Annotated in this window: 13 protein-coding genes and 2 pseudogenes; 14 read left to right on the forward strand and 1 reads right to left on the reverse strand. The window is 67.6% G+C overall.

The window, feature by feature from the left end; genetic code table 11:
* The first annotated feature begins 2 nt into the window (after positions 1-2).
* Positions 3-185: a hypothetical protein gene (locus AB0A61_RS16135; RefSeq protein ID WP_361292058.1), complete on the forward strand. Its 183-nt coding sequence runs from the start codon at positions 3-5 to the stop codon at positions 183-185.
* The gene (locus AB0A61_RS16140) at positions 182-601 is read left to right on the forward strand and encodes a hypothetical protein (RefSeq protein ID WP_361292060.1); all 420 of its coding nucleotides are present in this window, start codon (positions 182-184) and stop codon (positions 599-601) included. Before AB0A61_RS16135 ends, AB0A61_RS16140 begins: the two co-directional genes overlap by 4 nt.
* Before the next feature lie 20 nt (positions 602-621).
* On the opposite strand, the gene AB0A61_RS16145 is transcribed toward AB0A61_RS16140, so the two are convergent.
* Positions 622-927 carry an integrase core domain-containing protein gene (locus tag AB0A61_RS16145; protein ID WP_361292062.1) on the reverse strand — a complete coding sequence of 102 codons (306 nt, stop codon included), beginning with the start codon at positions 925-927 and terminating at the stop codon, positions 622-624.
* A 2-nt stretch (positions 928-929) separates the two neighbouring features.
* Here AB0A61_RS16145 and AB0A61_RS16150 point away from each other — a divergent pair.
* The 12 genes and pseudogenes from AB0A61_RS16150 to AB0A61_RS16205 form a co-directional block, all read left to right on the forward strand.
* Positions 930-1,097, forward strand: a pseudogene (locus AB0A61_RS16150) (IS1380 family transposase); the annotation flags it as partial.
* 252 nt (positions 1,098-1,349) lie between these two features.
* Positions 1,350-2,903 carry a class I adenylate-forming enzyme family protein gene (locus AB0A61_RS16155; RefSeq protein ID WP_361292064.1) on the forward strand — a complete coding sequence of 518 codons (1,554 nt, stop codon included), beginning with the start codon at positions 1,350-1,352 and terminating at the stop codon, positions 2,901-2,903.
* A 10-nt stretch (positions 2,904-2,913) separates the two neighbouring features.
* A pseudogene (locus tag AB0A61_RS16160) lies at positions 2,914-3,436 on the forward strand (ATP-binding protein); the annotation flags it as partial.
* Positions 3,437-3,622: 186 nt separating this feature from the next.
* Positions 3,623-4,369: an SRPBCC family protein gene (locus AB0A61_RS16165; protein ID WP_361292066.1), complete on the forward strand. Its 747-nt coding sequence runs from the start codon at positions 3,623-3,625 to the stop codon at positions 4,367-4,369.
* 5 nt (positions 4,370-4,374) lie between these two features.
* Positions 4,375-5,775 carry an aldehyde dehydrogenase family protein gene (locus AB0A61_RS16170; protein WP_361292428.1) on the forward strand — a complete coding sequence of 467 codons (1,401 nt, stop codon included), beginning with the start codon at positions 4,375-4,377 and terminating at the stop codon, positions 5,773-5,775.
* A gap of 41 nt (positions 5,776-5,816) precedes the next feature.
* Positions 5,817-6,902: a zinc-binding dehydrogenase gene (locus AB0A61_RS16175; protein ID WP_361292068.1), complete on the forward strand. Its 1,086-nt coding sequence runs from the start codon at positions 5,817-5,819 to the stop codon at positions 6,900-6,902.
* Positions 6,899-7,693 (forward strand): MBL fold metallo-hydrolase, encoded by a 795-nt coding sequence (locus tag AB0A61_RS16180; protein WP_361292070.1) that lies wholly within the window; start codon positions 6,899-6,901, stop codon positions 7,691-7,693. The genes AB0A61_RS16175 and AB0A61_RS16180 overlap by 4 nt, the downstream gene beginning before the upstream one ends.
* A gap of 10 nt (positions 7,694-7,703) precedes the next feature.
* Positions 7,704-8,468, forward strand: coding sequence for an SDR family oxidoreductase (locus AB0A61_RS16185; RefSeq protein WP_361292072.1), 765 nt, complete (start codon positions 7,704-7,706; stop codon positions 8,466-8,468).
* A 10-nt stretch (positions 8,469-8,478) separates the two neighbouring features.
* Complete coding sequence (locus AB0A61_RS16190; RefSeq protein WP_361292074.1) at positions 8,479-10,899, forward strand: xanthine dehydrogenase family protein molybdopterin-binding subunit; 2,421 nt, start codon at positions 8,479-8,481, stop codon at positions 10,897-10,899.
* Positions 10,896-11,624 carry an enoyl-CoA hydratase gene (locus AB0A61_RS16195; protein WP_361292076.1) on the forward strand — a complete coding sequence of 243 codons (729 nt, stop codon included), beginning with the start codon at positions 10,896-10,898 and terminating at the stop codon, positions 11,622-11,624. The genes AB0A61_RS16190 and AB0A61_RS16195 overlap by 4 nt, the downstream gene beginning before the upstream one ends.
* Before the next feature lie 13 nt (positions 11,625-11,637).
* Complete coding sequence (locus AB0A61_RS16200) at positions 11,638-12,474, forward strand: xanthine dehydrogenase family protein subunit M (protein ID WP_361292078.1); 837 nt, start codon at positions 11,638-11,640, stop codon at positions 12,472-12,474.
* Positions 12,474-12,983: a (2Fe-2S)-binding protein gene (locus AB0A61_RS16205; protein WP_361292080.1), complete on the forward strand. Its 510-nt coding sequence runs from the start codon at positions 12,474-12,476 to the stop codon at positions 12,981-12,983. The genes AB0A61_RS16200 and AB0A61_RS16205 overlap by 1 nt, the downstream gene beginning before the upstream one ends.

Raw genomic sequence — 12,983 nt, forward strand, 5'->3', positions numbered from 1 at the left:
CCGTGAACCCCCAGCCGCTGTCGAGTGCCGCCCGCCGCATGGTCTTCGCCTCCCTCGCGGCCGCACCCCGTGTCGACGCGGTGGTCCGGCGCCTCGGAGACGCCATCGCCCTCGGCCTGCTCAGTGACGGTGAGCAACTGCCGGGGAAAGCGAACTCTTCGCGCAGCTCGGCGTCGCCACTGTGACGCTGCGCGACGCGCTGGCCGTGCTCCGGCACCAGGGACTGGTGGGGACCCGTCGTGGCCGGGGCGGCGGCACCTTCGTGCGTGCGCCCGCCGACCTGCTCGGCGAGCGCCTGCGCGCGCGACTGCTCGCGCACACAACGGAGGAGCTGCGCGACCTCGCCGACCACTGGGCCGCGCTCGCGGGCGCCGCCGCCCGCCTCGCCGCGGAGCGCGCCGACGCGCCGGACCTGGAGGCCCCGCGCCGTTCACTGCTCGACTTCGCTGCGGCAGAGGATCCGGCTGCCATGCGCCGGATCGACGGACGGTCATGTCGAGATCGCGGCGGCCGCGCAGTCCGCGCGACTGACGCGGGAGGGGATCCGTCTTCAGACAGAGATCGGCCCTGTGCCGCTCGAAAATACGATTCGGTGCTGTGAACTGCGGCGATGCGGCGCGGTCAGGCAGCGTGCCGGTACTCGTTTATCAGGCCGCCGAGGACGGGTTGTCGCCGGATGCGGTGTGCTTGGAGGTCGGTGACGGTGGCCGGGGCGGGCGATTCGGTGCTGTCTGGGGGTAGTTGCTGCCGGGATTGATGGGGGCGGTGCTGGTTGTAGTGCCTGATGTAGGCGGAGAGAACTGCGTGGGCGTGAGTCTCGTTGTAGATGAGGATCCGGTCGAGGATTTCGCGGCGCAGGGTGCCCACGGCTCTTTCGCAGATCGCGTTCGCTCTCGGTGCCCGGGGTGGGCTGAGCAGGATCTCCACGTCGTCTGGCCAGAGCCCGTACCGGCACCATCCGCCGCCACCTGATCAACATTCCCGCCCGGATCGCCACCGGCGCCCGCCGCCTCACCCTCCATCTGCCGGAACTCTGGCACCGGCAGGACGACTTCACCGACCTGTGGACGGCGACCGGACAGCGCATGCGCACCTGACCCACACGACCGCCCTGCCCGCCCACGACCCGAAAGACCTCGGAAACCCCGCACCGGACGGCCACCCGGCGATCACCGCTGCCCACCCCCCGAAGGAACACCCGGAACCCGCCCGACACCCGTGATCAGAATTCACACGGTGGATCGAGGCTCAGGTGCCGTTGGCCGACCACGCCCAGAACCCTTGTGTCGATCTTGAGCTGTGCCTATATTCAGCCACACTAATTATCGTTAGTTAGTCCTGGAGGTGCGATGCTCAACGTCGAGGTGATCCGTCCCATCCCTGAGCTCCTCGCCGATCATGCAGCGCGCTATGGACCGAAAGTCGCTTTCTGGGACGATCGGATCACGGTGAGTTACGCCGATCTCGCCGAGCGAACACGTCGGCTGGCGGGGCATCTCGTGTCCAGCGGCCTGGTGCACGGCGACCGGGTTCTGATCCTGATGCACAACCGCGTCGAAGTCGCTGAGTGCTATCTCGCACTGACCAGGGCAAGTCTAGTCGGTGTCTGCGTGAACCCGCTCGCTGCCACCGCCGAGCTCGCGCACATGGCCACAGACAGTGGCGCGAGGATGGTAATCACGGACCCGGAACACCTGGACCAGGTGCGCGAACTGCTCAAAGACGTTCCGGATTCGGCATCAGTGCAGATCGTGCTGGCCGGCGACGGCCCCGTGCCCGAGGGACTGCTCGCCTACGACACCCTGGTCACCCAAGAACCCCGCGAAGCACCTCGCGATGACCTTGGCCTGGACGGCATCGCTTGGATGCTCTACACGTCGGGCACGACCGGCCGCCCCAAGGGTGTGCTCCTCACCCAGCGTTCCTGCCTCTGGGTCGTCGCCTCCTGCTGGTCGCCCGTAGCTGGCCTCACCTCCGACGACAGAGTGCTGTGCGCTCTGCCGCTCTTCCACTCCTTCGCCCTTGACCTGTGCGTACTCGCGGTTTTCGCCGTCGGAGCGAGCGAGCGGATCCTTCCGAAGTTCTCGACGAGCCGAGTGCTCGACCTACTGGACACCGACGACTACACCGTCCTGCCCGGTGTGCCCACGATGTTCCAGTACCTCATCCACGGTCTGAAGGAACGCCCAGGTGCTGAGCACAAGGGTTCCCTGCGGCTGTGCGTGTCGGCAGGCGCCATCATGTCCGGAACCGTCAACGCCGAGTTCGAAGAGCTTTTCGGCGTGCAGCTCCTGGATGGGTACGGGATCACCGAAACATCCACCATGGTCACCATGAACTCCCCGTCCGGCGGCCGCAACCTCGGCTCGTGTGGGCTCCCACTGCCGGGTGTTTCGGTGCGATTGGTCAACCCAAGGACCGGCGAGGACGTTCAGGTAGACGAAGAGGGCGAGCTCTGGGTCAACGGCCCTAACGTCATGGCTGGTTACCACCACCGGCCGGAAGCAACACAAGAAGTCCTTCAGCACGGTTGGTATCGCACCGGTGACCTGGCCCGGCGGGATGCCAACGGCTTCCTGACGATCTGCGGACGCATCAAAGAACTGATCATCCGCGGCGGCGAGAACATCTATCCGGCCGAGATCGAGGGAGTGCTGCTGGCCGCTGACGGTGTCGCTGACGCCGCCGTGATCGCACGCAAGCACGGCGACCTCGGGGAGGTGCCGGTGGCCTTCGTCGTAAGCGACAGGCCTGGTGAACTCGACCGAGAGGCCCTCTTCGAGCTCTGCCGAAGGCAGCTTTCACACTTCAAAGTACCTGCCGACATCGTCGAGATCGACGCGATCCCGCGCACCGGATCCGGCAAGATCATGCGGTTCCGCCTCCATGAACCGTCACAGTGAGTAGTTCTCTGCACAAGCAGCCGTGTGCATCGACAACGCCAGGCGCTTCACCACGGAGAGGACCACCGCCCTGACATTTGCAGCGCAGTCTCCTCCCGCGAGGTCTAACCGCGGGAAACGCTGTGGAAATCGCGTCGCGCTATCTACCGGCGGATTCCCGCAGCGTCGGCGGCGACTGGGTCGACGTCATCCCCCTGTCGGGAGCTCGAGTTGCGCTGGTGGTCGGGGACGTGGTGGGACACGGCATCCATGCCGCGCTCACAACGGAACTTGTTGTCAGCGAGCTGGTCACCAACGCCATCCGGTGCGGCGCGGAGCCGATTCGGCTGCGCATGATCCTTGGCGACGCGCTTGTGTGTGAGGTGTTCGACGCGAGCAACAGCTCGCCTCGGCTGTGTCACGCACGTACGAACGACGAGGGCGGCCGCGGGCTGTTCCTCGTCGCCCAGACGACGCACCGATGGGGTTTCCGCTACACCACCGTGGGCAAGGCCGTCTGGGCTGAGCAGGTCATTCCGGAGAGACAGCCGTAGGCGCAAGGGGTGTGCCAGAAGGCTGCTCACAGGCCTTCGTCGCCGGCCGGAAACCGCTTCATAGCCTCCGTCGCCGTGGGAGCGGCCCTCCAGGGCTCCGCCATCCCCGCAAACCCGGCCACAAGGCTGGACGCAGCACGTTCACGCCTGTACGTTGCTAACTAACGTTAATTAGTAGGAGGCCGCGTGGAGCTCACCAACACCTTCACCGTGGGGATACCCCTAGAGGAAACGTGGAAGGTCCTGACCGATATCGAGCGCATTGCGCCCTGCCTGCCCGGCGCTGCACTGCTCGGTAAGGATGGTGAGGACTACCAGGGCGCCGTAAAGATCAAGGTCGGCCCGGTGTCCGCCACCTACAAGGGCACGGCGCGCTTTCTTGAATGCGACGGCGCCGCCCACCGCGCCGTCATTCGCGCTGAGGGCAAGGACGCCGGCGGACAAGGCAACGCGGCGGCGACCATCATCGCCGAACTCGCCGCCCAGGGCGACGGCACGCGAGTGGATGTCCGCACCGACCTTGCCCTGTCCGGCCGAGTCGCCCAGTTCGGGCGCGGAGTCATCAGTGACGTCAGCAACAAGCTGATCAAGGAGTTCGTCAATCGTCTGCAGAACGAGGTGGCCTCCAACAACGCAACCATGGCCGCCCCGGGAACCTCCGCGCCGACGCCGACGGCGTCCCTCGGGGACGTCGAACCGCTGGACGTGATGGGGAGCATGGGCGGCCTGATCGCCAAACGCGCCATCCCCATCGTCGGCGCCGTCGCCGCGGCCGTAGTGGGCGTGTTCCTGCTGCGACGAGGCAGCCGTGCCACATGGCCGAAGCAGCCCGCGTGGGGGCCAGCTGCCGCTGGCGCAGTCCCCGTGGTTCTCAATCTGACGCTGCCGACCGTGGTGCACCGTCCGACAACTGAGGAGCTGAAGCTGCCGTGACCGATCTGATCCGCGAGAACAACCTCTACCTCAACGGCGCCTGGGTGCCCGGCAGCGCCGGTGAGCAGGAAGTCGAGAACCCGGCCACCGAGACAGTGACCGGTGTCGTGACACAGGCCGGTGCGGACGAGGTGGACGCCGCCATCGACGCCGCCGCAGCAGCATTCCCGGCCTGGGCCGCCACTCCCGTCGCCGAGCGCGTGGCCCTCCTGCGCCGACTGCAGGCACGCATCACCGAGAAGGCGGACCACTTCGCCCATCTGGTCACCCGCGAGCAGGGATCCCCGCCCAAGGTCGCCCGCGGCCTGCACGTGGACGTGCCGCTGGGCGTCATCGCCAAGACCATCGAGGCCACGGAAGAATTCCCTTTCCGGCAGCGGGTCGGCCACTCTGTAATCCTGCGTGAGCCCGTTGGAGTCGTCGCGGCCATCACCCCGTGGAACCTCCCGCTGCACCAGGTCATCGCCAAGGTCGTCCCGGCGCTTGCCGCAGGCTGCACGGTCGTACTCAAGCCGGCCGCCCTGACCCCCCTCAGTGCCTTCGAACTCGCGCGCGCCATCGAGGCCGCCGGCTTCCCGGCCGGCGTGTTCAACCTGGTCACCGGTGGCGGACGAGACGTCGGCGACCGGCTCACCCGCAGCCCCAAGGTCGACCACGTGTCGTTCACCGGTTCCACCGAGGTCGGCAAGCAAGTCGCCATCGCCGCCGCTGGCACCATCAAGGGCGTCACGCTGGAACTCGGCGGCAAGTCGGCGAGTGTCGTACTGGCTGACGTCTCCGACCAGTTGCTGGCCAAGGCGGTCAAGGTCACGGTAGGCAACTGCTTCCTCAACGGTGGTCAGACCTGCACCGCACTCTCCCGCCTCATCGTCCCGGCCGACCGGCTGGCCGCGGTGGAGGAGCTGGCCGCGCAGGCAGCCGCCAAGTACCCGCCGGGCGACCGGCTCGGACCGCTGATCTCGGCTGGGCAGCGCAAGGAAGTCCTGAGCTTCACGGAACCGGGCGCCGGCGGCACGGGAGCACGAAAGATCACCGAGGATCTGCCCGTGCCCGACAAGGGCTACTACGTTTCCCCGGCCGTGTACAGCAATGTCGACCCGGCTTCGCGGCTCGCCCAGGACGAGATCTTCGGACCGGTGCTGTCCATCATCGCCGCCGACTCCGACGATCACGCGATCGAGCTGGCCAACGACTCCATCTATGGCCTCGGCGGGGCCCTGTGGACCGACGAGACCGACCGTGCAGAAGAGGTCGCGGCCCGGCTGCGCACCGGACAGGTCGACGTCAACGGCGCCCCCTTCAACGCCCGCGCACCGTTCGGCGGCTACAAGCAGTCCGGAGTCGGCCGCGAACTCGGCGACTACGGTCTCGACGACGTTCTTGAGATCAAGGCGGTGCAGCTGTGAGCGAGGAAACCCAGAGCTACCCGACCGAGGTCCTGGCGGCCGTGCTGCGGGCGCCGGGCGAGGCGATGCGCGTGGAGCGCATACGTCTGCGTGACGTCGGACCTTCCGACATCCGGGTGCGGATCGATGCGACCGGGGTGTGCCACTCCGACCTCTCCCTCGCACGCGGTGTGCTGGCTCAGCCACTGCCGGCCGTACTCGGCCACGAGGCCTGCGGCACTGTCGTGCAGACCGGCGCCGAGGTGACCGATCTCGCCGAGGGCGACCGGGTCATCCTGCTGTGGATCACCCCTTGCGGCACGTGTGCCTTCTGCCTTCGCGGTGAATCCCATCTGTGCGTCAAGGGCTCGGCCCGCGCACAGGAACCGTATGCCGTCGACGAGCACGGTTATCCGGTTTATCCGGGCCTGACTGTCGGATCCTTCGCCGAGCAGACGGTCGTGCCCGCCGCCGCGGCCGTCAAGGTTCCTGATGACATCACCACCCGCGACGCCGCTCTGCTCGGCTGCGCCGTCACCACCGGCGTCGGCGCGGTCACCAAGACCGCAGCGGTGACCAAGGGCTCGTCTGTTCTGGTCGTCGGCCTCGGCGGGGTCGGCCTGGCAGCCGTCCAGGGCGCCAAGCTGGCCGGCGCGTCCACTGTCATCGCTGTGGACCGCAACTCTGACAAGGCCGAATTGGCGGCCAAGCTGGGAGCGGACCACTTCGTCTTCGCTGACGAGAACACGAAGAAGGCAGTCAAGGAGCTAACCGGCAAGCTAGGAGTGGACTACGCCTTCGACTGCGTTGGTTCATCCCGTACTATCCGTGACGCCTGGGGCATGACGCGGCGTGGCGGCACCGCCTGCATCGTCGGCATCGGCGGCAAGGACGACACGGTCTCCTTCAGCGCGCTGGAGCTCTTCCATTTTGCGCGCACCCTCGTCGGCTGTGTTGCCGGATCCCTCGCCGCGCACACCGACCTGCCGCGCTACTTCGACCACGTGCGCCAGGGCAAGCTCGACCTTTCCTCCATGGTCACAGGCAGCGGCACGCTCCAGGATGTCGAACCCGCGCTTCAGGAGATGGCCGCAGGTCGCGGAATCCGCACTCTCATCGCGCCGGACGGGGCGGAGAGCCAGGTATGAAAGTCGGCGCACTTGAGATCGTGCCGCTCCTGGACGGACACGGGCGCGAGCCCGCGCGAACGTCACTGACCAAGCCAGGCATCGCTGACCCGTGGGCCTGCCACGAGCACTTCCTTGACAGCGAAGGCAACCTGGCCCTCACCGTGGGTGGGTTCCTGCTGCGCACCGGCGACCGTACGATCGTCATCGACGCGGGAGTCGGCACCATCGACAACGGCCGTTACAAGGGCGGACAGTTCCCCGAAAGTCTACGCAAGGCTGGGGCCGCCCCTGAGGACGTCACCGACGTGGTCTTCACACACCTGCACTTCGACCACGTCGGCTGGGCGACCCAGAAGGGCACCGTGTTCTTCCCGAACGCGACGTACCGCGTCCATGCTGCCGACTGGCGCCACTTCCTGGGCGGCGAGCATGCCGAGGCCGGCGCGGTGCGCAAGCTGTCGCCGCTGGCCGACCGGTGGTCCCTGTTCACCGGGGACACCACCCTCGCCCCCGGTCTCGACGCCCGGCACACCCCCGGTCACACCCCCGGCACGACCGTGTTCGTCGTCTCAAGCGAAGGGCAGCGAGTGCTGCTCCTCGGGGACGTTGCTCACTCGATCGTCGAACTCACCGAACCCGATTGGGAAGCCGTCTTCGACGTCGATCCCGCGGCGGCCAAAGCCGCGCGCAATGCCCTGTCCGACGAACTCGCCGACGGGCCCGACGCCCTGGTCGGCGCGCACTTCCCGGACCTGCACTTCGGACGACTCGTCACCACGGCGGGCGAACGCCGATTCATTCAACTCTAGGAGGCTGGCAATGGACTTGAAGCTCGCGGGGAAGACCGTCCTCGTCACCGGAGCAGGCCAGGGCCTGGGCCGTGCTATCGGCCAGGCCTTCGCGGCCGAGGGCGCCAACGTGGCCTTCCACTACAACTCCTCGGCGGAAGGTGCCGAAGCGGCTGCCAAGGAGGCGAGCGCCCTCGGCGTCAAGGCCATCGCGGTCGGCGCCGACTTGCGCGACGGCGCCGCCATACAGCGCGCTGTGGACGAGGTTCGCGACCGGATCGCCCCGATTGACATCCTGGTCAACAATGCGGCCGTGGCCCAGAGCAAGCCGTTCCTGGACTCCAGGGAGGAGGACTGGGAGCCGCAGATCGACGTCAACGTCACTGGCGCCCTGCGCGTCACCCAGACCGTCGCCCTGCAGATGGTGGCCAACGGCGGCGGCTCCATCGTCACGCTCATGGGGGACTCCGGCCGCGTCGGCGAGTCCCGCCTGCTGGTCACCGCGACCACCCGAGCCACCACGGTCGGCCTGACCAAGTCGCTCGCCAAGGAACTCGCCCGCCACCAGATCCGCGCGAACGCGGTCTCCATCGCCCTGGTGCGGACCGAGAGCCTCGACTCGCACACAGGCCAGGCCGACGAGGCAAAGATGAAGAAGATCCTCTCCGCCTACCCGCTGCGCAGGCTCGGCACCCCGGACGATGTCGCCCCGACCGTCCTCCTGCTGGCCTCACCCCTGTCGTCGTGGACCACCGGCCAGGTCGTGTCGGTCAACGGCGGCTACGCGATGCCCTGACGGAGGCGCCATGAGAAAGAGCACCACCCCCAAATCCGGCGACAAGGACCAGGCCCGCGACGCGGTCCAGGCTGCTGCCTCGGCAGACGCTCCCGATACCACCGAACCGGCCGAAATCCCTGTCATGGGCCAGCGCGTCAAGCGCAAGGAGGACCTGCGCCTGCTCACCGGGCACGGCCAGTACGTCTCTGACCTGCAGTTGCCGCGCATGCGACACGTCGCGTTCCTGCGCAGCCCGTATGGGCACGCCCGCATCAACGGCATAGACGCATCCGAAGCGCGCAAGCTGCCCGGCGTGCACGCAGTCTTCACAGGCGACATGCCCGAGTTCAAGGCATCCCCCCTGCGCGCCCGTTCGGCGCTGCCCAGTTACGTCGAGACTGAACAACCCATCATGGCCTGGGAGAAGGTTCGCTTCGCGGGGGAGACGCTGGCTGCGGTCGTCGCCGAGGACCGCTACCGTGCCGAGGATGGCATCGAGCGGATCGACGTGAAGTACGAGCCGCTGTCGGCCACGGTCACCGCCTGGGCCGAGCCCGAGGTCCCGGTCCACGACGCGGCACCAGACAACGTCCTGCTGCAGCGCACCTTCGACACCGGTGACGTACCGCAGCAGATCGAGGCCGCGCACCTCGTGGTGGAGCGCGAGCTGATCACCAACCGGCACGCCGGGAACCCGATGGAATGCCGGGCCGGGGTCGCACTGTGGGACGCCGCCGACGACAAGCTCACCTTCTGGTCGGGCACCCAGATCCCGCACCTCGCCCGCAACATGATCGCCGAACTCCTCGGCCTGCCCGAGGGCAACGTCCGCGTTATCGCCCCCGACGTTGGCGGCGGGTTCGGTACCAAAGCCGTCCTCTACCCCGAGGACGTCGCCCTGTGCCTGATCGCCCGGCAGATGCGCGGCTTCCCGGTCAAATGGGTCGAGGACCGCACGGAACACCTGCTCGCCGCGACTCACGCCCGAGAACACCGCTACCTGGTCAAGGCCGGGTTTGCCGCCGACGGTCGCCTCCTGGCTCTCCAGGCGGACGTCACGTGCAACGTCGGTGCCTACTCGGTCTACCCGTGGACGGCTGGTATCGAACCGCTCATGGCGGGCGGCCTGTTGTCCGGCCCGTACCGGCTGCAGCATTACCTCTGCACGGTGCGGGGCGTGACCACGAACACCTCGCCCTCAGGCCCGTACCGGGGCGTCGCCCGTCCGGCCAGCGTCTTCGCGATGGAGACCCTGCTCGACGGAGCCGCCCGGGAACTGGGGATCTCCCCGCTGGAGATCCGCAGGCTCAATCTCATCCAGCCCGCCGACATCCCGTACCGCATGCCGTCCCGTCTGGTGGATGACTCCGGGTGGTACGGAGAATGCCTGGAAAAGGCCATCGAGGCTATCGGCTACGACGCCTTCCGCAAGGAGCAGGAACGCCGCCGGCAGACCGGCGGCAATCCCATCGGACTTGGCCTGGCCTGCTACAACGAACTGACCGGGCTGGGGCGCGCGGCAGCAGCAGGCCCGCGCATGCCATTCCGCACTGGGCACGACGCCTGCACCGTGCGGATCAACCCGGACGGCCGCGTCACCGTACTGTCCGGCGTGACGGCACAGGGCCAAGGCCTGGAGACCACGATGGCCCAGGTGGTTGCCGACGCGGTCGGCGTCAGCTATGACGCCGTCGAAGTACGGCTCGGCGACACCAACGAGTCGCTGTGGGGATTCGGCGCCTTCTCCTCCCGGCAGGCCGTCATCGGCGGCGGCGCGGCCCACCGCTCCGGAACCGCGGTCCGGGACAAGGCACTGCACCTGGCCGCCAAGCTGTTCGACGTACCGCAGGAGGAACTGCGGCTCGTGGACGGCGAGGTACGCCGAGCCGGCAAGCCCGAACCGCTCGCCTCGCTCAGCGAAATCGCCCGCGTCGCCTACCTGGAATCCAACCGCCTGCCCGAGGGCATCGAACCCGGCCTGGAAGCAACCCGGTTCTACGACCCGATCCGAGGCGCGTTCGCCGCCGGAGCACAAGCCGCGGTCTTGGAGATCGACCGTGCCACCGGCGAACTGCGCATCCTGCAATGGGTCTGCGTCGAGGACGCTGGCCGGGTCATCAACCCGATGATCGTCGACGGCCAGATCGCCGGCTCCATCGCCCAGGGCATCGGCGGCACCCTCTACGAGCACCTCATCTACGACGATGCGGGCAACCTGTCCACCGGCACCCTGATGGACTATCTGATGCCCACCGCGGCCGAAATCCCCGAATTGACGATTGGGCACGTCAGCCACCCTGCGGACAACCCGATCGGAGTGCGCGGCGTGGGTGAGGGCGGCACGCTCGGCCCCAACGCATGCGTCGCGGGCGCCATCAGTGACGCCCTCGGCATCACCATCACCCAACTGCCCATCACCCCAGCCCGCGTATGGGAGGCCCTGCGATGATTACTGCCGAGCTGACCGACGCAATCGGACTCATCACGCTGTGCCGTGACGAGCGCCGCAACGCGCTCGACCTCGACCACTGCCGGGCCCTGGCCGACGGTGCCAAAGAACTGATCGGCAAGGACGCCCGGGTGCTGGTGCTCACCGGCGACGGCACCACCTTCTGCGCGGGTGCCGACCTGGACGGCACTTACAGTGAGGAGTTCCGCGAAGCGCTCTACCAGACGCTGCACAGGATCTACGCCCTTCCCATTCCGGTGATTGCTGCCGTCAACGGCCCCGCTGTCGGGGCGGGTACCCAGCTCGCCATCGCCGCCGACCTGCGTGTCGCGGCGCCGACGGCGTTCTTCTCCGTGCCTACCGCGAAGAACGGCCTGGCGGTCGACCCGTGGACAGTGCGCCGGCTGGCGATGCTTGCCGGGGGAGGCGCGGCCCGGGCCATGCTGCTGGGCTGTGAACCGTTCGGCGCTGTTCAAGCCCGGAAGATCGGGTTGGCCGACCGCATCGGGTCGCTGGACGACGCTCTGACATGGGCCGCCCAGATCGCCGACATGGCTCCGATGTCGCTGCGTTATTCCAAGCACGCACTCAACGCCCTCTTCGAGGAAACTGCAGGAGCTGAACAACTTGAGAGGGAGTTCATAGCGTGCTGGGAGAGCGAGGACGTCACCGAAGCGCGGCTGGCTCGGCAGGAACGCCGCACGCCACAGTTCCGCGGCCGGTGAGAGGACAAGCAGAGTGAAACCAGCATCCTTCGAATACGTCACCGCAAACAGCGTCGCCGAGGCCACCCAGATCCTCGCCAACGCCAACGGGGACGGCAAGATCATCGCCGGCGGACAGAGCCTCATCCCAGTGCTCGCTCTGAGAATGTCCCGCCCGGCCGTCCTCGTTGATATCAACCGCGTCCCCGGCCTGTCGGCCATCACCCCCCTGGACGGACAGACCGTCCGGCTGGGTGCCCTGGTCCGCCATTCCCGGCTCATCGAGCAGCCCCATCACGGACTGCTCGCCGAGGCAGCCCGCTGGATCGGGCACACCGCGATCCGGTCCCGAGGCACCAGCGGCGGCAGCATCGCTCACGCCGACCCCTCAGCCGAACTACCGATCGTGGCAGCCGCGGTCGACGCGACCATTCACGTCGCAGGTCCCAGTGGAGTGCGACAGCAGTCCGCCCAGGAATTCTTCACCGGCGCACTGGAGACCACACTTGCCGAAGACGAGATGATCATCGCTGTAGACATGCCGATCCCTGACCGCTGGGGATTTGCCGAACTCTCCCGTCGGCACGGCGACTTCGGCCTGGTCACTGTGGCAGCCGCAGAGATCCGAGGCAGCTGGAGGGTCTGCGTCGGCGGCGTCGGCAGCGTCCCATACCGCAGTGCCGAGGCCGAGGAACTGCTGAACAACAGCGGCTCGAACGCCCTCACGCAAGCCGCAGCGGTCATCGCCGCAGGCATCAACCCATCCGATGACATCCATGGCTCGGCCGAGTACCGGCGGGCCATGACCGAGGAGTTCACCCGCCGCGCGTTGCTGCAGGCAACCGCTGGCAACGAGAAGGGAATGACCTGATGCGTGTCACATTCACAGTCAACGGCACCCAGCAGGCCATCAACGTCGAGCCACGCCGCACCCTCGCCGATGCGCTGCGCGAGGACGTCGGCCTGACCGGGACGCACCTCGGTTGCGAGCACGGAGTATGCGGTGCCTGCACCGTGCTGGTCGACGGAGAACCCGTTCGTGCCTGCCTCATGTTCGCTGCTCAGGTTGAAGGCAGCTCCATCACCACCGTTGAAGGCATGAGCGGCGACGAAGGCACCCTGCACCCGCTGCAGGAGGCGTTCGCCGAACACCACGGACTGCAGTGCGGCTTCTGCACACCCGGCATGCTGATGTCAGCCCTTGACCTGCTGCACCGCGAAAGTGACCCGGACCGGGAGCAAATCCGCGAGGAACTGTCCGGCAACATCTGCCGCTGCACTGGCTACATGGGCATCGTTGACGCCGTACAGGCTGCCGCGTGCAAGCTGCGGAAATTCAACGAGGCCTCCGACGCTCCCGCGACCGCGCCGGCACCGTGA

Origin of the sequence: Streptomyces sp. NPDC046197, from assembly GCF_040646295.1 — a bacterium.
Lineage (GTDB): Bacteria > Actinomycetota > Actinomycetes > Streptomycetales > Streptomycetaceae > Streptomyces.

What these genes read in the sequence shown, in the direction of transcription:
- AB0A61_RS16205 (WP_361292080.1), top strand. Translation starts at nt 12,474, where the DNA reads ATGCGTGTCACATTCACAGTCAACGGCACCCAGCAGGCCATCAACGTC.
- AB0A61_RS16195 (WP_361292076.1), top strand. Translation starts at nt 10,896, where the DNA reads ATGATTACTGCCGAGCTGACCGACGCAATCGGACTCATCACGCTGTGC.
- AB0A61_RS16155 (WP_361292064.1), top strand. Translation starts at nt 1,350, where the DNA reads ATGCTCAACGTCGAGGTGATCCGTCCCATCCCTGAGCTCCTCGCCGAT.
- AB0A61_RS16190 (WP_361292074.1), top strand. Translation starts at nt 8,479, where the DNA reads ATGAGAAAGAGCACCACCCCCAAATCCGGCGACAAGGACCAGGCCCGC.
- AB0A61_RS16180 (WP_361292070.1), top strand. Translation starts at nt 6,899, where the DNA reads ATGAAAGTCGGCGCACTTGAGATCGTGCCGCTCCTGGACGGACACGGG.
- AB0A61_RS16185 (WP_361292072.1), top strand. Translation starts at nt 7,704, where the DNA reads ATGGACTTGAAGCTCGCGGGGAAGACCGTCCTCGTCACCGGAGCAGGC.